This window comes from Saccharothrix sp. BKS2, from assembly GCF_047689505.1.
Classification (GTDB): Bacteria; Actinomycetota; Actinomycetes; order Mycobacteriales; family Pseudonocardiaceae; genus Actinosynnema; species Actinosynnema lopnurensis.
The window spans coordinates 40,890-60,631 of the sequence record NZ_JAUQOL010000020.1; the positions used below are offsets into that span (position 1 = coordinate 40,890).

The 19,742-nt window shown below is 75.5% G+C and carries 16 protein-coding genes; 5 read left to right on the plus strand and 11 right to left on the minus strand.

Annotation, left to right across the window (positions count from 1 at the left end):
• The first annotated feature begins 88 nt into the window (after window positions 1–88).
• A complete protein-coding gene (locus tag Q5530_RS33285; protein ID WP_415366776.1) occupies window positions 89–1,681 on the plus strand; it encodes a glycoside hydrolase family 64 protein in 1,593 nt (530 codons plus the stop codon).
• A 69-nt stretch (window positions 1,682–1,750) separates the two neighbouring features.
• On the opposite strand, the gene Q5530_RS33290 is transcribed toward Q5530_RS33285, so the two are convergent.
• The gene (locus Q5530_RS33290) at window positions 1,751–3,061 is read right to left on the minus strand and encodes a PLP-dependent aminotransferase family protein (protein ID WP_415366777.1); all 1,311 of its coding nucleotides are present in this window, start codon (window positions 3,059–3,061) and stop codon (window positions 1,751–1,753) included.
• A 91-nt stretch (window positions 3,062–3,152) separates the two neighbouring features.
• Between Q5530_RS33290 and Q5530_RS33295 the strand changes: the two genes are divergently transcribed.
• Window positions 3,153–3,983: an alpha/beta fold hydrolase gene (locus Q5530_RS33295; RefSeq protein WP_415366778.1), complete on the plus strand. Its 831-nt coding sequence runs from the start codon at window positions 3,153–3,155 to the stop codon at window positions 3,981–3,983.
• Window positions 3,984–4,059: 76 nt separating this feature from the next.
• Here the strand turns inward: Q5530_RS33295 and Q5530_RS33300 are convergent, their stop codons facing one another.
• Window positions 4,060–5,094, minus strand: a complete 1,035-nt coding sequence (locus Q5530_RS33300) for a serine/threonine-protein kinase (RefSeq protein WP_415366779.1) — start codon at window positions 5,092–5,094, stop codon at window positions 4,060–4,062.
• 179 nt (window positions 5,095–5,273) lie between these two features.
• Window positions 5,274–6,263 (minus strand): lysyl oxidase family protein, encoded by a 990-nt coding sequence (locus tag Q5530_RS33305; protein ID WP_415366780.1) that lies wholly within the window; start codon window positions 6,261–6,263, stop codon window positions 5,274–5,276.
• Between the two features lie 223 nt (window positions 6,264–6,486).
• Here Q5530_RS33305 and wecB point away from each other — a divergent pair, with 223 nt between their 5' ends.
• Entirely contained in the window at window positions 6,487–7,644 is a 1,158-nt protein-coding gene (gene wecB, locus Q5530_RS33310; protein ID WP_415366829.1) for a non-hydrolyzing UDP-N-acetylglucosamine 2-epimerase, read from the plus strand.
• On the opposite strand, the gene Q5530_RS33315 is transcribed toward wecB, so the two are convergent.
• Together Q5530_RS33315 and Q5530_RS33320 are read right to left on the minus strand one after the other, a co-directional pair.
• Window positions 7,562–8,872, minus strand: a complete 1,311-nt coding sequence (locus Q5530_RS33315; RefSeq protein ID WP_415366781.1) for an FAD-dependent oxidoreductase — start codon at window positions 8,870–8,872, stop codon at window positions 7,562–7,564. The genes wecB and Q5530_RS33315 overlap by 83 nt on opposite strands.
• Window positions 8,872–9,678 (minus strand): glycosyltransferase, encoded by an 807-nt coding sequence (locus tag Q5530_RS33320; RefSeq protein WP_415366782.1) that lies wholly within the window; start codon window positions 9,676–9,678, stop codon window positions 8,872–8,874. The genes Q5530_RS33315 and Q5530_RS33320 overlap by 1 nt, the downstream gene beginning before the upstream one ends.
• A 365-nt stretch (window positions 9,679–10,043) precedes the next feature.
• On the opposite strand from Q5530_RS33320, the gene Q5530_RS33325 reads away from it, so the two are divergent.
• Together Q5530_RS33325 and Q5530_RS33330 are read left to right on the plus strand one after the other, a co-directional pair.
• Complete coding sequence (locus tag Q5530_RS33325; protein ID WP_415366783.1) at window positions 10,044–11,456, plus strand: sugar transferase; 1,413 nt, start codon at window positions 10,044–10,046, stop codon at window positions 11,454–11,456.
• Entirely contained in the window at window positions 11,438–12,907 is a 1,470-nt protein-coding gene (locus Q5530_RS33330; RefSeq protein WP_415366784.1) for a putative glycoside hydrolase family 15 protein, read from the plus strand. The genes Q5530_RS33325 and Q5530_RS33330 overlap by 19 nt, the downstream gene beginning before the upstream one ends.
• 57 nt (window positions 12,908–12,964) lie before the next feature.
• On the opposite strand, the gene Q5530_RS33335 is transcribed toward Q5530_RS33330, so the two are convergent.
• Genes Q5530_RS33335 through Q5530_RS33360 form a run of 6 tightly spaced genes read right to left on the minus strand, consistent with a single transcriptional unit; the run spans window position 12,965 to window position 19,741 of the window.
• Window positions 12,965–14,083, minus strand: a complete 1,119-nt coding sequence (locus tag Q5530_RS33335) for a glycosyltransferase family 4 protein (RefSeq protein ID WP_415366785.1) — start codon at window positions 14,081–14,083, stop codon at window positions 12,965–12,967.
• Window positions 14,076–15,146: a glycosyltransferase family 4 protein gene (locus Q5530_RS33340; protein ID WP_380638111.1), complete on the minus strand. Its 1,071-nt coding sequence runs from the start codon at window positions 15,144–15,146 to the stop codon at window positions 14,076–14,078. Before Q5530_RS33340 ends, Q5530_RS33335 begins: the two co-directional genes overlap by 8 nt.
• 11 nt (window positions 15,147–15,157) lie before the next feature.
• Window positions 15,158–16,567, minus strand: a complete 1,410-nt coding sequence (locus Q5530_RS33345; protein ID WP_415366786.1) for an oligosaccharide flippase family protein — start codon at window positions 16,565–16,567, stop codon at window positions 15,158–15,160.
• Window positions 16,564–17,814: a glycosyltransferase 87 family protein gene (locus tag Q5530_RS33350; RefSeq protein WP_415366787.1), complete on the minus strand. Its 1,251-nt coding sequence runs from the start codon at window positions 17,812–17,814 to the stop codon at window positions 16,564–16,566. The genes Q5530_RS33345 and Q5530_RS33350 overlap by 4 nt, the downstream gene beginning before the upstream one ends.
• Window positions 17,811–18,698: a hypothetical protein gene (locus Q5530_RS33355; protein WP_415366788.1), complete on the minus strand. Its 888-nt coding sequence runs from the start codon at window positions 18,696–18,698 to the stop codon at window positions 17,811–17,813. Before Q5530_RS33355 ends, Q5530_RS33350 begins: the two co-directional genes overlap by 4 nt.
• On the minus strand, window positions 18,695–19,741 hold the full coding sequence (locus Q5530_RS33360; RefSeq protein WP_415366789.1) for a glycosyltransferase: 1,047 nt from the start codon (window positions 19,739–19,741) through the stop codon (window positions 18,695–18,697). Before Q5530_RS33360 ends, Q5530_RS33355 begins: the two co-directional genes overlap by 4 nt.
• Window position 19,742: the final 1 nt, after the last annotated feature.

Below are 19,742 nucleotides of genomic sequence, written 5' to 3' on the forward strand. Positions count from 1 at the left end.
ACGAATCGGTCTGGACCAGTTTCGTGAAGGCTCCGCCGCCCGTCCCTGGAACCCCGGGCGGCGGACGAACCCTGCCCTAGGAGTCAAGATGCGCACCCGAACGAAGTTGTTGAGCGCGCTCGTCGCCCTTGCGGCGGCCGGAACCGTGGCCAGTGCTCCGGCGCAGGCCGTCGGTCCCGACCTGCTGCCGCTCACCGTCACCAACAACAGCGGCCGGTCGGAGTCCGTCCACCTCTACGTCCTCGGCACCGACATCCGCCCCGGCGGTCGGCTCGGCCACGTCAACCAGGGCGGCGGCTTCACGCCGTGGCCCGCCGGCTCGAACCCGCCCTCCCCCGCGCCGGACGTGTCGATCCCCGGTCCCCCGCCGGGCGGCAGCGTGACGCTGCGCGTGCCCCGCTTCATCTCCGGCCGCGTCTACATGTCGTTCGGGGAGAAGCTGAAATTCTTCTTGACACCGGACGGCCTGGTGCAGCCCGCGCCGTGGGCGTCGGGCGACCCGAACCACGGCATCCTGTTCGACTGGAGCGAGTTCACCTACAACGACGCGGGCCTGTGGCTCAACAGCTCCCAGGTGGACATGTTCGCCGTGCCGCACGCGGTCACCGTGACCGGCGCGAGCGGCGTGACGAAGAAGACCGGCGAACTGGTCGCGAACGGCCGGGACAACGTGGTCAACGGCATCCGCGGCCAGGCCGGCTGGGGTGGTTCGGTGGTCACCCGGTCCGACGGCACGGTGCTGCGCGTGCTCGCGCCGGGCAAGGCGGCCGACGTGGGCCTGTTCGACCGCAACTACCTCGACCCGTACATCACGCAGGCGTGGAACGCCTACACGTCCAGGACGCTGACCGTGGTGCCCTTCGGCGACCGCCCCGACGTGCGCTACTTCGGCCGCACCTCGGGCAGCACCATGAACTTCACCAACTCCGCCGGGCAGCGGGTGGCGTCGTTCGCCAAGCCGTCCACCGCGAACGTGTGGGGCTGCGACGGCGCGCTGCACGCGCCCAACGACCAGGTGGTCGGCCCGATCGCGCGCACCCTGTGCGCGGCGCTGCACCGCTCCACGCTCGGCGTGATCGACACCCAGCCCGGCGGCGGGCCCGCCGACTTCTACCGCGGCGCGATCACCAACCACTACTCGCGCCTGGTGCACCAGAACATGGTGGACGGCAAGGCGTACGGGTTCGCGTTCGACGACGTGCAGGCGCAGGAGTCCCTGGTGCACGACGGCGACCCGAGGGCGGCGGGGATCATCCTGACCCCGTTCAGCGGTGGCGGCGGCACCACCCCTCCGCCCACCGGCGGCAGCATCGTCAGCGCCTGGCACGGCAAGTGCGTGGACGTGCCGAACTGGAACTTCACCGACGGGCAGCGCCTGATCGTGTGGAACTGCACCGGCGGGACCAACCAGCGGTGGGAGTTCACCGGCGGGACGGTGCGCACGCAGAACGACATGTGCATGGACGTGGCCTGGGGCTCGACCGCGAACGGGGCGGCCGTGCAGGTCGCGCGGTGCAGCGGCAACCCGGCCCAGCAGTTCGTCCTGTCGGCGGCGGGCGACCTGGTGAACCCGCAGGCGAACAAGTGCGTGGACATCGCCGACTGGAACCCGGACAACGACGCGGTGCTCCAGCTGTGGGAGTGCGGGGGCACGGCGAACCAGAAGTGGCGGCGCGGCTAGGTCTTCCGCCGGTCCGCGGTGCGCGAGCGCCGGGGTGAGCGGGGATTCCCGCCCACCCCGGCGCTCCGCTCAGTCCACGGCCTCGTCCTCGGGGTGGCCGTGCGCCAGGGCGGCCAGCACGTCGAGCGCCCTGGTCAGCACCTCGGCGGGAGTGGAGGCCAGGGCCAGGCGGACCGCGTTCGGCGCGTGGCCGGGCACGACCGCGAACGCGGCGGCGGGGGTGACGGCGATGCCCCGCCTCCCCGCGGCGGCCACGAAGGTCTCGGCCCGCCACCGTTCCGGCAGTCGCCACCAGCAGTGGAAGGCGCCCGGGTCGGAGCGGACGTCGAAACCGGCGAGGTGCCGGCGGGCCAGGTGCTGGCGTTGCGCGGCCAGGGTTCGCTTGCGGTCCACCACGGACTCGACGGTGCCGTCGGACATCCAGGTGGTGGCCGCGGTCAGGGCGAAGCGGCCGGCCGTCCAGCCGCCGGAGCGGGCGGCGGCGGCCACGCGGTCGACCAGCTCCGCGGGCGGGACGACGAAGCCCAGGGTCAGACCGGGCGCCAGGCGCTTGGACAGGCCGTCCACCACGGTGGTGCGCTCCGGCGCGAGCGGCGGCAGGCCGGGGCCCAGGAACGCGTAGACGGCGTCCTCGACGACCTGCACGTCCAGCTCCCGCACGACCTCGGCCAGTTCCGCGCGCCGGTGCTCGGGCGCGGTCGTGCCGAGCGGGTTGTGCAGCACCGGCTGGAGGTAGACCGCGCGCACGCCGCCCGCCCGCACCGCCCGCGGCAGCACTCCGGCCTCGTCCACCGGCAGGGGCACCAGGGTGACGCCGAGGCGGGTCGCGATCGCCTTGACCACCGGGTAGGTGACGGCCTCGACGCCGAGCCGCCCGCCCACCGGCACCAGGGCCGCCACCGCGGCGGCGATCGCCTGCCTGCCGTTGCCGGTGAACACCACGCGCCGCGGGTCGGGGCTCCAGCCGCCGCGGGTCATCGTGCGGGCCGCCGCCTCGCGGGCCGGGGCCGTGCCGCGCACGCCGACCGGCGCCATCGCCTCGCCGAACCCCCGGTCGACGAGGTCGTGGAGGGCGGGCGCGAGCAGGTCGGCCTGCTCGGGCAGCACGCAGGTGTTGAACTCCAGGTCCACGCGGGCGTCGGCGGGTTCGGCCAGCGCCGGTTCGGCGGGTGGGGGCGCGGCGCGCACGAACGTCCCCCGCCCGACCTCGCCCACCGCCAGGCCGCGCCGGACCAGTTCGCCGTAGGCGCGGGCCGCCGTGGAGGCGGCGATGCGGTGCGCGCGGGCGAACCCGCGCTGCGGCGGCAGGCGGTCACCGGCCTTGAGCCGGCCGGCCTCGATGTCGCGCGCGATCCGGTCCGCGATGTCCCGGTAGTCCACGGCACCCCACATTGCACCGAGAGCATTGTTTTCATTGCACCGAGATAGTGGCGTTCCTAGGCTGGGGTCGTCAACGGCAACGGGGGTCCTCATGCGGGTGAACGGGCTGGACATCGCCTACGACGACGAGGGCAGCGGCCCGCCGGTGGTGCTGGTGCACGGCCACCCGTTCGACCGCTCGCTGTGGCGGCCCCAGGTCGAGCGGCTCAGCGGGGTGTATCGATTTATCGTGCCCGACCTGCGCGGTTACGGGGAGACGAGGCTCGTGTCCGGCGGGATGGGGGCGATGCCGGACACGACGCCGCTGGGCGTGTTCGCCGACGACCTGGTGGCGCTGCTCGACCGCCTGGGGCTGGAGCGGGTGGTGCTGGGCGGGTTGTCCATGGGCGGGCAGATCGTCATGGAGGTGCACCGAGCCCACCCGGAGCGGGTCGGTGCGCTGATCCTCGCGGACACCTTCCCGGAGGCGGAGACCCCGGCGGGGCGGGAGGCCAGGCGCGCGGCGGCCGAGCGGGTGCTGCGCGAGGGCATGGGCCCTTACGCCGACGAGGTGCTGGACCGGATGATCACCCCGCGCAACGTCCGCGAGCTGCCCGAGGTGGCGGAGCACGTGTTGCGGATGATGCGCGGGACCCCACCCGAGGGCGCGGCCGCCGCGCTGCGCGGGCGGGCGGAGCGGCCCGACTACCTGGGGTCGCTGGCCCGGGTCGCCGTGCCGGCGCTGGTGGTGGTCGGCGCGGAGGACGAGTACACGCCGGTCGAGGTGGCGCGGCGCCTGCACGCGGTGATCCCCGGGTCGACGCTCGCCGTCGTCGACGGGGCCGGTCACCTGCCGAACCTGGAGCGGCCGGAGGCGTTCACCGGGGTGGTGGAGCGGTTCCTCGCGGAGGTGTTCCGGGAGGCGGGCGAGGCAGCGCGGTAGGGCCCGGGGATGTCGGGGCGGGGGAGGTCGGGCCAGGGGTGTTGGGCCAGGGGATGCGAGGCCGGGGAATGCCGGATCAGGGCATCAGGTAACCGGGCATCTGCTGGTGGAACCCGGTCGCCGGGGGCGTCGGCACGGGCTCGAACTGCCCGGACACCACCCAGGCCGCGCCCACGGCGGCGAGCACCGCCGCGCTCGCGACCGCCAGCTTCGCCCGCGAGTGCGCCGGGGCCCTGAGGACCACGGTGCCGGGCTCGACGGCGAGCACCGCCACCGGCCGGGTCGACCCGCGCAGCAGGCGGGCGCACTCGGCGGCGGTCGGGCGCCGGTGCGGGGACAGCGAGGTCATGCGCTTGAGCAGGCGGACGAGGTCGGCGGGCAGGTCGCGCGGGATCTCCGGTTGGCGGTGCAGGCGGGCCACCGCCGCCTCCACCTGGCTGCCCTGGTACTCGCGCCGCCCGGTCAGGCACTCCAGCAGCACCAGGCCGAGCGCGTAGACGTCGGCCGCCGGGCCGACGTCCTCACCGCGCACCTGCTCGGGGGCCAGGTAGGCGGCGGTGCCGACGACCTGGCGGGCGTTGGTGAGCCTGGTCGAGCCGGCCGAGCGGGCCAGCCCGAAGTCGGCCAGGTAGGGGATGCCGTCCTCGTCGAGCAGGATGTTCGACGGCTTCACGTCGCGGTGCACCACGTCGCGTTCGTGCACGTGGGCGAGGGCGTCGGCGAGGGGCGCCCCGAGGTCCCGCGCCTGCTCGGGCGTCAGCGGGCCACCGGCCAACCGGTCGCGCAGCGTGGGGCCGTCGACCAGTTGGAGGACCACGAACGAGGTGCCGTCGCACTCCCCCGCGTCGTAGACGGAGACGAGGTTCGGGTGCGACAGGCAGGCCAGCGTGCGCACCTCGTTGTCGAACCGGCTGCCCGCGACCAGGTCCTCGCCCTGGAACACCTTCACCGCGACGTAGCGGCGCAGCACCACGTCCCAGCCCCGGTGGACCTCGGCCATGCCGCCCGAGCCCAGCTTCCCGGACAAGTGGTAGCGACCCGCCAGCACGCGACCACCGGCACGGTCGGCCACGCGGTCGTCGGTGGGCAGCGACACTGCCTCGCCCCTCACGGTCGACTGGTCCGGACGCGACCGGGTTCCCCTCCGTCGACGCCGACAAACCGGAGAACCGATTCGAGACGCGAACCGGCCATGACCTGCGTCTCACCACCGGACGAGGAGCCCGGACCAGCCCGCGACCGGGGCAGCCACTCCGTCACGGCAGCACAGCGACCCCCGACAACCACCCCCTACCCCGGAACGGTGACCACCGACGGCAGCGGGTCGAGCAGGGCGTCACCGGCTGCCCGCCGCGCGCACGTCGCCTCCCCCGGGCAGCTGCGCAGCAGCTTCACCACCGGCGGCGAGGTGATGCGCAGCGGCGGCTGCGCGGCTCCCCCCGGCCACTGGAGCGAGATCGCCACCGACGACGTGTTGTTGTCGTAGGACTTCTCCACCAGCGAGCGGTCGCCGTTGACCACGTTCAGCACGTCGTACACGCCCGACCTCACCCTGGTCAGGTCGAGCCACTGGAAGTCGACCGCGTACCGGTAGTCGTCGCCGTACCCGACCGAGATGCCCTCGGCCACCTCCAGCGCCTCGGGCGCGTGGTGGCCGCAGCGGTTCTGGCGCAGGTAGTCGGCCAGCGCGCCCTCCGGGGTGCCCGGGTCGTCCGGGCGGTGGGGCAGCGCGTCGTGCAGCGGGTAGCGGTCGCCCAGGCAGAAGCCGGTCTTGCGGTCGGTCACCACCACCCGCCCGTCGGGCGTGCGCAGCTGGAAGTGCTCGAAGTCGAGCAGGTGCCAGTGGGTGTGCGACGGGGCGGGCTCGTAGTACAGGGTCGCCGGGATCGGGTTCTGCGCCTCCGCGTACGACCCGGGGATCTTGCCGTCCACAGAGGACTGGAAAGCCTGCCGCGCGGTCATGGTCGGCTCCTCGGCGCGCGCGCGGCTGCCGTAGATGAGCAGCGGCCCGTCCCCGACGTTGTCCGCGGCGGTGGTGAAGCGCAGCCGGACCGCCTCGCCCGCGCTCCCGCACGGCCCGGTGGGCGCCTCCGCGTCGGCGACCACGCACACGTCCCAGTCGGTGCAGCCCGCCGGGTCGCCGGTCTGCCCGCCCGCGCACCCGACCGGCGCCTGCCTCAGGTCGGGCAGGAGGTGCGCGTCGCCGGCCCGCGCGTTCGACGGCCCCATGAGCGCCACGACGAGCACCGCCGTGGCGAGCAGGGGCACGTGTCTGCGCATTTCTCCTCCTGTGTTCGGGGGGATGGACGGATTCGTCCACTTGAGAACCTAGTGACATACCCCGACAAACCGGCTACACACCGGCCAGGTTCACTCGATCGACTGAGACACAAGGGAAATCGACCACCGGGACTCTAACCTTCTCCGCGATCGCGCCCCGGCGCGGCGTCCGCGACTGGAGGTGGGTCAGATCGACACGGGAGCCCCCGGAGCCGTCACGCTGGTGTGCGGGACGAGGCCAGAGCTGATCAAGCTGGCCCCGTTGATCCGCCTGCTCGGGCAGGCGGCCACCGTCGTCTACACCGGGCAGCACTACGACACCGCGATGTACCACCGGATCCGCCGCGACATCGGGTGCACCGGCCGGTTCCACGAGCTGGCGGTCGGCGGCGCGCGCCGGGGCGCGCAGCTGGGCGCGGCGGTGGCCGCGGTCGACGGGCTGCTGGCGCAGCACCCGACGCGGGCGGTGGTCGTGCAGGGCGACACCACCTCCGCGCTCGCGGGCGCGTTGGCCGCCAACGCCAACGAGGTGCCCCTGGTGCACGTCGAGGCGGGCCTGCGCAGCTACGACCGGGCGATGCCCGAGGAGCACAACCGGGTGGCCATCGACCACCTCGCCGACCTGTGCTGCGCGCCGACCCCGCTCAACCGCACCAACCTGCTCGCCGAGGGCGTGCCCGACGAGCGCATCGCGATCACCGGCAACACCGTGGTCGAGGCGCTCGTGGCCGCGCTGCCCGGCCGCGAGGAGGAGGACGTCGTGCTGGCCGCGCACGAGCTGCGGCCGGACGGCTACGTGCTGGCCACCGTGCACCGCCCGGAGAACGTGGACGACCCGGCGAACCTGGAGACCATCCTGCGCGAGCTGCTGCGGCTGCCGCTGCCGGTGGTGCTGCCGCTGCACCCGCGCACGGCCAAGCGGGTCGAGGGCTTCAACCTGGGCGGGCTCCTGGCGGGCCTGCGGGTCGTGGAGCCGCAGGCGTACCCGGCGTTCCTCGCCCTGGCCCGGCACGCCGCGGTGGTGGTCTCCGACTCCGGCGGCATCCAGGAGGAGGTGAGCGTGCTCAAGCGGCCCGTCGTGGTGGTGCGCCGCAGCACCGAGCGGCCGGAGATCGAGGGCACGTTCGGCACCCTGGTGGCGCCGGGGGCGGGGGTGCGCGCCGAGGTGCTGCGGTGGCTGGACGACGTGCCCGGCCACCGGGAGCGGCTGGAGCGCATCCCCTCCCCCTACGGCACCGGCTCGCCGTCGACCCGGATCGCCGCGGCGCTGCGGCGGCTGGTCGGCGACGAGCGGGTGCTCAGCCCGGAACGGGTCTTGGTGCCCCCGCCGGCGTCGCGACCACGCGGTTCGCGAGTCCCACACTCGAATTCCAGCTCGTGACGTCCGGGTAGACGTGGGCGGTGGTCGCCAGCAGCAGCGGGGTGCCGGCGACCACCACCGGCGGCCGCCGCGCCAGGTAGCCCAGCGGGTACACCGGTTCCACGAACGGCGCCCGGAACACGCGCACGTCCTCCACGTCCTCGCGGCCCAGCCCGGGGTGCAGGGCCAGCAGCTGCGCGGTCCACCGCTCGGCCACCGCGGCGTCGTCCTCCGCGAACAGCGCGGAGCCGCGGTCGGTGTAGCGCATGGCGTAGACCAGGTGGCGGCCGGCGTAGGGCTCCACGCCCGCCAGCGGGGTCATCTGGACCAGGCCGTCGAAGTCCGTGCCGGAGCGCACCACGGGCGTCCAGTAGTGGCCCGACAGCGGGCGGCGCAGGAAGAACAGCGCGTTGACCACGCCCTGGTACGGCAGCTCCACCTCGGGCAGGCGGGGCGCGAGGTCCTCGTCGGCGACCTGCCGCAGCTGGGGCAGCGGCAGCGTGGAGATCGCCCGGTCGGCGGTGAGCACCTCGCCGGGCAGCTCCAGCCGCACGCCGTCGCCGACGCCGATCCGCCGCACCGGCGCGTCGAGCCGCACCACGCCGCCGTGGTCCTCGATCGAGGCCCTCAGCGCGTCCACGACGGCCCGGTAGCCGCCCTCCGGGTAGCCGCGCACCGAGACCGCGCCCTCGCGCCCCAGGCGCTGCCACAGGTACAGCGCGGGCACGTCGCCGAAGCGCGCGCCGAACTTCGCGCCGAACAGCGGCGCCAGCAGCAGCTCCCACACGCGGTCGCCGTACAGGCCGCGCAGCCAGTCCTCGGTCCGGACGGCGTCGAGGTCGCGGCCGCGGCCCAGGCGGCGCAGCAGCAGCGTGACCACGCCGAAGCGCACCCGGTCGGGGAGGCCCAGCGGGGTGAAGCGCAGCAGGTCCAGGGCCGTGTTGAACGCGTGGTGGCGCCCGGCGACGACCATGCCCATCCGGGTGCGTGACCACCTGATCGAGGACCGCAGGCCGAGTTCGTCGAGCAGGCCGAGCAGGTGCTCGTCGGAGGGCATCACGCAGTGGTAGAACCGCTCGACCCACCGGTCGCGCCACGGGAAGAACGTGCCCAGGCCGCCGAGCCGGTCGCTGCCCTCCAGCAGGGTCACCCCGGTGCCCGAGCGGGCCAGCCGGTGCGCGGCGGCCAGGCCGCAGATCCCACCGCCGACGACCGCGACGTGCTCGCCCGCCCGGGGCGCGGCGGCCATCACAGGGCCCGGTGCGGCGCGGGCGCGAGGCGGTCGCGCGCCAGCAGCTTCAGGTACTGCCCGACGGTCCGGGCGATGCGGATCTTGCTCGCGCCCTGCTTGCGGTCGTACCGCAGCACCAGCGGCACCTCGGTCACCACCGGGCGGCAGTGCCGCAGCTTCAGCAGCAGCTCCACCATGCAGGCGAACCCCCGCTCCTCGATCAGCCGCTCGCCCCAGTGGCGGGTGGCCCGCGCGAGCAGGTCCGCCCGGTAGGCGCGGAACCCGCTGGTGAAGTCGCGCACCCCCTCGACCCGCACCAGGCGCCGGAACAGCACGGCCGCGCCGCGCGAGAGCAGCCGGCGCAGCGGGGGCGCGGTGGCGTCGTCGCCGCCGTCGACGAAGCGGGAGCAGATCACCACGTCCGCGCCCGCGTCGATCTCCGCGCGCAGCCGGCGCAGCAGGTCCGGGTCGTGGGTGTCGTCGGCGTCCATCACCACGACGAGGTCGGACCCGGCGGCCTCCGCGAGCACGGCGCGCAGGCCGGACTGGACGGCCTGGCCGAGCCCGAGGTTCACCGGGTGGCTGACGAGCCTGAGGTCCAGGCCGGGCACGCCGGCGGCGACCACCTCGGCGGTGCCGTCGGACGAGCCGTCGTCCACGACCCAGGCGGTGAGCCGTTCGGCGAGGGCGACGTCCGCGAGCCGGCGCAGCAGCGGCGGCAGCGACGCGGCCTCGTTGTAGGCGGGCAGCACGACGTGGGCTCTGGCGCTGGTGCCGCGGCCGGGGGAAAGGGCCGGTGCGCCCTGTTCCGACGTGGTGCGCACGGCGCCTTCATCGACGGTCAAAGGGCCCCATTTCACTGGATGTCGGATGTCGGGTCAGAATTATTCGCCTGCGTGTCCCGACCCGATCCGGCCACCCCGGGCTTTCCGGGCGGGGCGGCGGGGCGAATTCGCCGGTGCCCGACCGACCGGCTCTGACCGAGAAGAGGAAAAGCGGTTCCCGAAAGAGTGAACTAATCCAAGGAAGGCGCACTGAATTTACACCGAGTGACTAGCGCTTCCCCGTTCGACTGGTCTCGAACGGGTGACCAATATCGAGTTCATGGTGGAGAGGACGACGTCCTGATGTGGTGTGGCGTGTGCGGCACGCCCGCGGCCCCCGGCCCGGGCGGTCCGCGGTGAACGGGGTGGGGGTGAACGGGCTGCGCTCGGCGGCCACCCGGCCCCCGGCGTCGCGGCGGCGGGGGCCGAGGCCGCGCGAGTCCTCGTGGTCGGACCTGCTCCGGCGGGTGAACGCGGTGGCGGTGCTGCTGGTCGCGGTCGACGCGGGCGCGGTGGCGCTCGCGGTCGCGCGGTGCCGCCCGGACTGGTGGTGGGCCGCGGTGGTGGCGGCGGCGCTGCTGGGCGCCCGCGCCGCGGGCCGGCTGTACCGGCGGCGGCTGTGGCTGTCCTGGCTCCAGGACCTGCCCCGCTCGCTCGGCGCGACCGCGCTGGCCTTCGCCCTGGTCACCGGGGTCGGGCTGGTCGCGGACGAGCCCGCGCTCGCCGCCCAGCGATCGGTGCTGGTCTTCGCCGCGGCCGGCGAGCCCGCGCGGCTGGCGGTGTTCGCGTTCGGCCGCTGGTGCCGGCGCCGGTTCCACCGCTGCGACCGGGCGATCGTGGTCGGCGCGGGCAAGGTCGGCGTCGACCTGGTCGGCGCGATGCTCGCGCACCCGGAGTTCGGCCTGCGGCCGGTCGGGTTCGTCGACCCGGAGCCCGCGCTCGACCCGGCCGCGCTGCCGGTCGACCTGCTGGACGGGGACCTGGCCGACGCGATCAGCCGGTTGGGGGTGGGCACGGTGGTGCTGGCGTTCTCCCGCGCCCGCGAGTCGTCCGTGGTCGACTCGGCCATCACCGCCCACCGGCTGGGCTGCACCACCCTGGTGGTGCCCCGGATGTACGAGCTCCACCAGGACGGACCCGACGTCGAGCGGCTGCGCAGCTACCCGCTGATGCGGCTGGGCACCGCGCCGACCAGCAGGCCGAGCTGGTGGGTCAAGCGCGGCATGGACGTGCTGCTGGCCGCCGGCGCGCTGGTGGCGCTGTCGCCGGTGATCGCCCTGTGCGCGCTGGCCGTGCTGCTGGAGAGCGGGCGGCCGGTGATCTTCCGGCAGGTCCGGATCGGGATGGATGATCAGCCTTTCGTGCTCTACAAGTTGCGCAGCGTGAGAATGCTGGGCGAAGACGATTCCCAAATCACCTGGTCGGTGACCGGAGATCGCCGGGTCGGACCAGTCGGACGATTCCTGCGCAATTCGTCCCTGGACGAACTGCCCCAGTTGTGGAACATCATCCGGGGCGACATGTCGATCGTCGGCCCGCGCCCGGAAAGGCCGGGTTTCGTGCGCGAGTTCTCCGCGATCCACGAGCTGTACTGGGCCCGGCACCGCGTTCCCACGGGATTGACCGGGCTGGCGCAGGTGCACGGCCTCCGGGGCGACACCTCGATCGTCGACAGGTCCCGGTACGACAACTACTACATAGCGAACTGGTCCTTGTGGCTGGACGTCAAGATCCTGTTGCAGACGGTGGGTGAGCTGCTGTGCCGAAGGGATCGCTGATCCGGCGGGCGCGCCGGGCGGCGGGGCTGCTGTGCGCCGCCGCGCTGCTGCTGGCGGGCTCGGGCTGCACCGTCGACTCCGCCACCGGCCAGGTCGGGGGCAGGCCCCCGGCGGACCCTCTGGCCCCGCCGCCCAAGCCGCTCGCGCCGTGCGCCTGGTGGTACGGCATCGGCGAGCCGCCGAGCGCGGTGGAGCTGAAGTTCGCCGCCCAGCACTACGACCTGGTGGTGCTCAACGCGACCGAGACCAAGGCCCTGCGCCGGCTCAAGAAGCTGAACCCGGACATCAAGGTGCTGGTCTACAAGGACTTCTCCAGCGCCCGCAACTACCCCGGCGCGGTCATCGGCGACGACGACGCGCCGTTCCTGCCCAGCGGCGTCGGCTACTTCGCCGCCCAGCGGCACAACCCCCAGTGGTTCGCGGTGGACACGGCGAACCACCGGATCGAGTGGAAGCCGTACCCGAAGCACTGGCAGATGGCGGTGTGGGACCCCTCCTACCAGAAGGCGTGGACCGAGGCGGTGACCACCGAGCTGGTGCGCGAGGGCTGGGACGGGGTGCTGGCGGACAACGACTTCAGCTCCCTGCGCTACTACTCCTCGGCGGTCGTCAAGGGCGCGGAGGACGCGGCCGAGTCCGACCGGATCATCCGCGAGGGCCTGGACGCGTTCCTCACCACGGCCGGCGACGCCCTGCAGAAGGCGGGGAAGATGCTGGTCCCGAACGTGTCCGAGTCGCACCTGACGGCCGGGCGCTGGTCGGCGCACTCCCGCTACCACGGCGCGATGGAGGAGAACTTCGGCCTCCGCGACACCGGCACGGGCGAGCTGCTCACCTTCAAGGGCAACGAGTGGAAGGAGCTGCGCTCGCAGGCCGCGCTCGGCGAGACGTGGCTGCTGCTGATCACGCACACCAGGAGCGAGCGGGAGGAGCGGGTCGGCTACGCCACCGCGGCCCTGCTGGCGAGCCCGTACACCTGCTGGAGCGGGGCGACCACCAAGGACTACCGCCACCCGGACTGGTCGGACTACCAGGAGGCCGAGCTGGGCGAGGCGGTCGAGACCGCGAACCGGCTGCCCTCCGGGGTGTGGGACCGCCGCTTCACCGGCGGGTACGTGGCGGTCAACCCGACCGGGCAGAAGGTCGTGGTGACGCCGCCGGCGGGGCTGGTGGACCTCGACACCGGGGACCCCGTGCCCGCGACCGTCGAGCTGGCCGCCGCCGACGCGCTGGTCCTGGTCAGGCCGCCGGCCCAGGAGACCACGACCACCCGGCCGGACCCCACGACGACCACCGACCCCGCCACGACGACGCCCGCGACCACGCCCACCGACGCGCCGACCTCCGAGGTCCCGGCCACCGAAGGCCCGACCTCCGCGGACCCGACCACGACCCCGCCGACGACCGACACGACCACCGAGGCCCCGACCACGACACCCACGCCGGGCTGACCCCGGGTGGCGTTCGTCGCGGTCGGGGCACCCCCGTCCGGCGAACGCCACCCGAGGTCAGCCCCCGGGCCGCCCCAGCACCTCGCGGTACAGCGCGAGGTGCCGACCGGCGCACACCCCCGGCGCGAACCGCTCCCGCGCCCGCTCCGCCAGCTCCCGCCCGGTCCGCCCCGGGTCCGGGTCCTCGAACAGCGCCCGCAGCCGGGCCGCGAGCTGCGCCACGTCACCGGGCGCGGCCAGCCGGCCCGCGTCGCCGAGCATGTCCGCCACGCCGCCGGTGTCCGTGGCGACCACCGGCTTGCCCGCCGCCATCGCCTCGGCCACCACCAGCGGCTGCTGCTCCATCGTGGACGGCAGCACCAGCGCGTCGTGCGCCCGCAGCAGCTCCGGCACGTCGGGGCGGAACCCGAGGAACCGCACGCGCCCGCCCAGCCGCCCCGCCAGCACCTCCGCCCGCGCCCGCTCCGGCCCGTCCCCGACCACCGCCAGCGTCGCGTCCGCGGGCATCACCCCGGGCACGGCCAGCGCCTCCAGCAGCGTCGCCACCCCCTTGCGCGCCACCAGCAGCCCGACGAACACCAGCCGCCGCACCGGGCCGGACGGCGGGTGCGGCCGGGCCGCGCCCACGCAGTTGTCGATGTGCGCCAGCCGCCGCGCGGGCACCCGCAGCCGGGAGCTGAGGAACAGCCCCATCGCCCGCGCCGGCACCACGGTCCGGTGCACCGCCCGCGCCACCACCGCGTCGGCGGCCAGCACGGTCCGCGTGTACGGCGACGGGCCGGGCGCCCGCGCCACCCCGCGGAACCACGCCTCGCCCACGTCGTCCGGCACGCCGTGGTAGGTCTGCACCACCCCGCACCGCGCGCGCAGCCCCGCCACGACCAGCCCGGCCGCGACCAGCCCGGAGCGCCGGTCCTGCGCGTGCACCACGTCGGGCCGCCAGGCCAGCAGCGCCGCCCGCGCCCGGCGCCCGGCGCGCACGTCCGACTTGCCCCCGACCTCCACCCGCTCGTGGTTCCCGCCCAGCAGCTCGGCCCCGCGCCGGGGCACCGGCCCGAACACCCGCACGTCCGCCTCGCCCGAGTCGAGCAGGGCCCGCGCGAGCCGCACCGCCACCTCCACCGGCCCGCCGCCGTCCTGGGTCAGCAGGTACGCCACCCTCAGCCGCTCACCCACGGTCCACCAGCTTCTCCACCAGGGTCGTGACCTGCTCGTTCGCCTGCCTGCGGTCGAACAGCAGCTCGACCCGCCGCCGCCCGCGCCTGCCCTCCGCGTCGACCGACGCGGTGTCGAGCAGCCGGGCCGAGATCGCCGCCGCCAGCCCGGCGACGTCGCCGACCGGCAGCACCGCCCCGGCCGAGCCGAGGGCCTGCCGCACCCCGCCCACGTCGAACGCCACCACGGACCGGCCGCACGCCATCGCCTCCAGCGGCACCAGCGCCATCCCCTCCGCCCGCGACGGCAGCACCACCACGTCCGCCGCCGCGTAGAAGTCGGCGGTCTCGTCGTCGTGGCCCCACCACCGCACCGACTCGTCCAGGAACGCGGGCCGCCAGCGGTGCCCCATCGGCCCGTCCCCGACCAGCACCAGCCGGGCGTCGGGCACCGCGGCCAGCACCGCGGGCCACGCCGAGAGCAGCAGGTCCTGGCCCTTCAGGTGGGTCAGCCGGCCCACGCACACCGCGGTGGGCCGGTCCGGCAGCCCCAGCCGCCACCGCGCGGCCAGCCGGTCGCTCGGGCGGAACCGCTCGGTGTCCACCCCGTTGCACACCACCTCGGCCGACCCGCCGATGCCGGCGACCCGCCCGACCACCAGCTCGTCGTCGCTCACGCACACGAGCTGGTGGGTCCACCGCGAGCCGAACCGCTCCCACCACCGCGACGCGCGCCCCAGGAACCCCTGGGCCGTCTGGAACGACCACAGGTGCGGCTGGAACAGCGTCGGCCGCCGCCCGCGCAGCACGAGCCGCCCGGCCAGGCCGGCCTTGGAGCTGTGCAGGTGCACCACGTCCGGCGCCAACCGCCGCAGCACGCGCCGCAGCCGGAACGCCTCGGCTACCACCCCCGGTCCGGGTCGGCGGCCGGCCCGCCACTCCTCCACCCGCAGGCCCGCGCCCCGCGCCCGCGCGGCCAGCGGCCCCGGCGGGCACACCACGGTGACCTGCCACCCCCGGTCCCGCTGCGCGCGCGCCAGGCCCAGCACCACCGCCGCCACGCCCGCGGTCACGGGTTGGCTCACGTGCACGACCTTCACCGCCGCACCCCCCGCAGCACGTCCCGGTTCACGCCCACCACGACCGCACCGCACACCGCCACCAGCACCACCCCCTGGATTCCCGCGCCCGCCACCGAACCGGGCGGCCCGAACACCTCACCGGCCGGCCACACCACCAGCGCGGCGCACCCGGCCGCCGCCACCACCCCCGCCGCGCCGCGCGCCAGGGACCGCGCCGGCGGGGTCAGCCCCCGGCGCGCCAACGCCCGCCACGTCACCGGTACCAGCACCCACGCCGCCACCGCGTGCACGAGCGACACCGCCACCACGCCCCGGGCGGTGAACAGGACCAGGCCCGACACCAGCAGGAGCAGGTGGGTCACCTCCAGCGCCAGGTAGCGGCGCGCGTGCCCGGTGGCCTTGAGCACCTGGTACCAGACGTGCAGCAGGCTGATCCCCAGGCCGTACAGGCACAGCAGCGCCAGCGGCAGCGCCGCCGGGGCCCACCTCGCGCCGAACACCACGACCCGGTCCGCCGACACCGCCACCACCGCGTACAGGCCGCCGGTCAGCGCCAGCACGGCCAGCGTGAACCGACCGACCACACCGGACAGCTCCCTCCCCTCGCGCAGCAGCTCCGCGCACAGCGGCAGCAGGACACCGCCCAGCACCACCGCCACCAGGATGTAGGGCACCCAGGCGATCCGGTACGCCAGCGAGTACGCGCCGACCGCCTCGGCGCCCAGCACCCGCGCCACGGCCAGGTAGTCCACGTTGATCAGCAGCACCGCGACCAGCGCGCCCGGCCCGACGACCGCGATCCAGCGCAGCGACTCGCCGGCCGCCGCCGCGTCCCACCCCGGCCGCACCCGCACCCCGACCAGCACCGCCAGCAGCGGCGCGGACACCGCCGTGCACAGCAGCCCCAGCACCGGCGCGTACGGTCCCGCGCCGCCCACCGCGAGCGCGATCGCCACCGCCGCGCCGAGCACCGCGCCCCCGGCGTCGGGCAGCAGCCTGCGCCGGAAGTCCAGGTCCCGGTGGAGCAACCCCATCTGCACCCCGGCCACGGCCGAGAACGGCAGGCTCAGCGCCGCCAGCCGCACCAGCGGCGCGGCCCCCGGCGCGTCCAGCGCCCGCGCCACCTCGTCGGCCGCCGCCACCAGCACCAGCGCCGACACCGCGCCCGCGCCCGCGCTGAGCACCAGCAGCGTGCCCGCCACCCGGCGCGGGTCGCCCGCGGTGCGGCTGATCACGTCGTACACGCCCATCGACTGCACGACCTGCCCGATGTTCACCAGCGCCACGGCCAGCGCGACCAGCCCCAGCGCCCCGGGGGTGAGGAACGCCGCCAGCACCAGGGTGACCGCCACCTGGCTGCCCTTGCTGACCACGTTCACCAGGAATAACCAGAGCGAACCGCGCACCGCCGCGTCGTTGGTCACGGTCGTCCGCACCGGGCCTTCGAGGCGAACGCCACCAGCAGCGCCCACGCCAGCACGACCGCCACGCCGTCCAGGGTCACGTCGGCCCGCGCGCCCAGCACGTCCCGGACCGCGAGGCCGACGAAGTGCAGGTGCGCGAACGGCACCGCCACCAGCAGCAGCGCCAACCCGACCGGCCGCCAGGCCCGCTCCCGGCGGCGCGGCCACCACACCACCGCCACCGCCACCAGCGCGGGCACCGCGATGAGCACGTCACCGGGCTGGTGCACCACCGCGACCGCCACGGCCAGGCACGTCAGCAGGTCGGCCGCGGCCGGCGCGCCCGCCCGGTCCAGCCGGCGCGCCGGCACCGCGCTCACCGCGAGCGCGGCCACCAGCACCACCACCTCCGCGCCCGGCGGCGACCAGCCGGTGAGCCGGAAGAACACGGCCGCGAGGTCGATGCGTTGGGACGTCGGGGAATCCACCGCGCCGTAGGGGGTGTGGGCGGCGTGCGCGAGGTTCGCCGCGACCGCGTCGAGGAACGCGCCCGGCCCGCCGCGCGCCACCAGCGGCACCACCACGACCAGGCTCGCCACCGCCGCCACCGCCGTGCCGGTCAGCGCGACCCGCCGCGAGCCCCGGGCGAACAGCAGCAGCGCCAGCGGCAGGCCGAACTGCGGCTTCAGCCACGCCAGCGCGAGCGCCACCGCCGCCCACCGCGGGTGCCGGTCGCGCCACCGCAGCGCGCCCGCCGCGCCGACCGCGATCAGCGGGTTGACCTGGCCGACGTACAGCTGGGCCTTGCCCACCTGGCTGAGCACCAGCAGCGTCGCGACCACCGCCGTGCCGACCGCCAGGGGCGCGTGCGGGCGCAACCGGCCCGCCGCCAGCACCGCCAGCAGGACCAGGAGCACCAGCGAGGCCAGCGCGAACGCCACCGCGCCCACCCGGTACCCGGGCAGCGCGAACGGCAGGTGCAGCACCAGGTGGTAGGGCTGGTAGAGGTTGAAGTTCTGCCGCACCGGCCAGTGCGCGAACATCTCCGCCGGGTGGTAGGGGTTGCCGCCGTCGAGGAACTCGCGGATCGGGAAGTACAGCGCGTCCCGGAAGTCCTGCATCCGCTCCTCGGCCGCGTTCGCGGCCGTCGGCGTCGGCGCCTGCCACGCGGGCCGCAGCGCGCGCCACGCGCCTACGACACCCGCCAGGCCCACCAACCCGACGAGCAGCAGGTGCCCGCGGGCGGCCCGCGTGCGCAGCGCGGTCACGCCAGCACCACCCCGACCACGGTCGTGGGGGCGGGCAGCGCGCCGACCACGGCGGCCAGCTCGTCGTGCCGGCCCCGGTCCCGGGGTGCCAGCGCGATCAGCGCGTCGCCGTCGGCGGGCTCACCGGTCTTGTCCGGCAGCTCGGCGGCCAGCGCCTCGGCGCGCCCGGTGAGCTCCGGCACCACGGCCACCACGCGCGCCGGCCGCGCCGCCGCGCCGCACAGCACGGCCAGCCGCCGCACCAGGTCCGGGTCGTCGTCGTCCAGCACCGCCACCGGGTGCCGCACCCCGCCCGCGGCCAGCGCCGCGCGCACCCGGTCACCCGCGCGGGTGCGCCGCAGGTGCCCGAACGCGTAGGCGCCCAGGCCCGCGACCACGCCCGCGACCAGCGCCAGGCCGAACGCCAGCGGCCGGTCCGGCGCGACCCGCCTGGTCTCCGGCCGGTCGAGCAGGCGGAGGCGGGCGGCGGGGGCCAGCAGGTCGGCGTCCACCACGGCCCGCGCGATCAGGTTCACCGCCTCGCTCGCCTGGTCGGCGGTCGGCGCGCGCACGGACAGCCGGGCCAGGCCGGAGGCGGGCACCAGCTCGACCGAGACGCGCCCCGCGAGGTCCGCCGGCGCGATCCCGACCGCCTCGGCGGGGGCGCGCAGCACCGAGGGGCTGCGCGCCACCTCGACCAGCGCGGGCAGCGAGAGGGCGACGACCTCGCCGAACTGGGCGGGCCCGTCGGAGGCGACCGGTCCGGCGAGCAGGCCCACGCGGCTCTCGTGCTCCTCGCCGCGCACCTCCACGAACAGCACCACCGCCGCCGCGACGAGCACCGCCACGCCGACGGCGGTCAACGCCGGGCGCCACGGGGCGAGGCGGGTCAGGAGACCGGTCACCGCTCGTCGCCGATCGCGGTGCGCAGCAGCTCGTCGTAGGAGCGCATCAGCGCGTCCGGGTCGTGCACGCGACGCACCGACGCGCGTCCCTCCGCGCCCAGGTCGGCCCGGACGCCGGGGTCGTCGAGCAGCCGGCGCAGCGCCTCCGCCGTGGCCCCGGGGTCGCGGGGCGGCACCACGATCCCGCCACCGCCGGCCAGGGCCTGGCGCACGCCGTCCACGTCGGTCGCCACCACCGGGCGACCGGCGGCCAGCGACTCCAGCACGGCCAGTGGCATCCCCTCCCAGTCGCTGGTGAGCACGGTGACGTCGGCGGCGGCCAGCAGGTCGGGCACGTCGCAGCGGTTGCCCAGGAACCGGACCCGGTCGGTGATGCCCAGGTCGGCCGCCAGCTTCTCCAGCACGTCGCGGCGGCTGCCGTCGCCGGCCAGCCACAGCACCGCGTCCGGGTCGAGCCTGGCCCACGCCTCCAGCAGCACGTCGTGCCGCTTCTGGGGTTCCAGGCGGGCCGGGCACAGCGCGACCGGCACGTCCCGGCCGACGCCGTGCACCGCGCGCACGACGGCCCGGTCCACCCTCTCGGCCTGCGGGAACACCGCGTTCGGGATCACCACCGGGTCGGGGACGCCCGCGGCGCGCAACCGGTCGGCGGCGGCGTCGGCGACCGCCACCACGGTGCGGGAGGTGCGCCGGAGCACGCGCGCGGCGCCCGCGTAGTCCGCGTCGGACACGCCGTGGAAGACGGTCAGCAGCGGCAGCCGGTGGGGCAGCGCGGCGAGCCGGGTGACCAGGCTCGCGGACACGTTGTGGGCCAGCACGACCTCGGGCCGGAAGCTGCCGATCGCGGCCCTGGTCGCGGTGGCGGCGCGCAGCACGCCGGCGGGCCTGCGGCGCGCGACCGGCACGGTGAACGTGGGCACGCCCAGCGCGCGCAGCGCCTCGGCCCGGTGGCCGCCGCCGCTCGCGACCGCCGAGTGCCAGCCGAACCGCCCGCCGGCGCGGGTCATCCCGACGACCAGGGCTTCGGCGCCCCCGGTCCCCATC

What these genes read in the sequence shown, in the direction of transcription:
- Q5530_RS33305 (WP_415366780.1), bottom strand. Translation starts at nt 6,263, where the DNA reads ATGCGCAGACACGTGCCCCTGCTCGCCACGGCGGTGCTCGTCGTGGCG.
- Q5530_RS33360 (WP_415366789.1), bottom strand. Translation starts at nt 19,741, where the DNA reads ATGGGGACCGGGGGCGCCGAAGCCCTGGTCGTCGGGATGACCCGCGCC.
- Q5530_RS33285 (WP_415366776.1), top strand. Translation starts at nt 89, where the DNA reads ATGCGCACCCGAACGAAGTTGTTGAGCGCGCTCGTCGCCCTTGCGGCG.
- Q5530_RS33295 (WP_415366778.1), top strand. Translation starts at nt 3,153, where the DNA reads ATGCGGGTGAACGGGCTGGACATCGCCTACGACGACGAGGGCAGCGGC.
- Q5530_RS33315 (WP_415366781.1), bottom strand. Translation starts at nt 8,872, where the DNA reads ATGGCCGCCGCGCCCCGGGCGGGCGAGCACGTCGCGGTCGTCGGCGGT.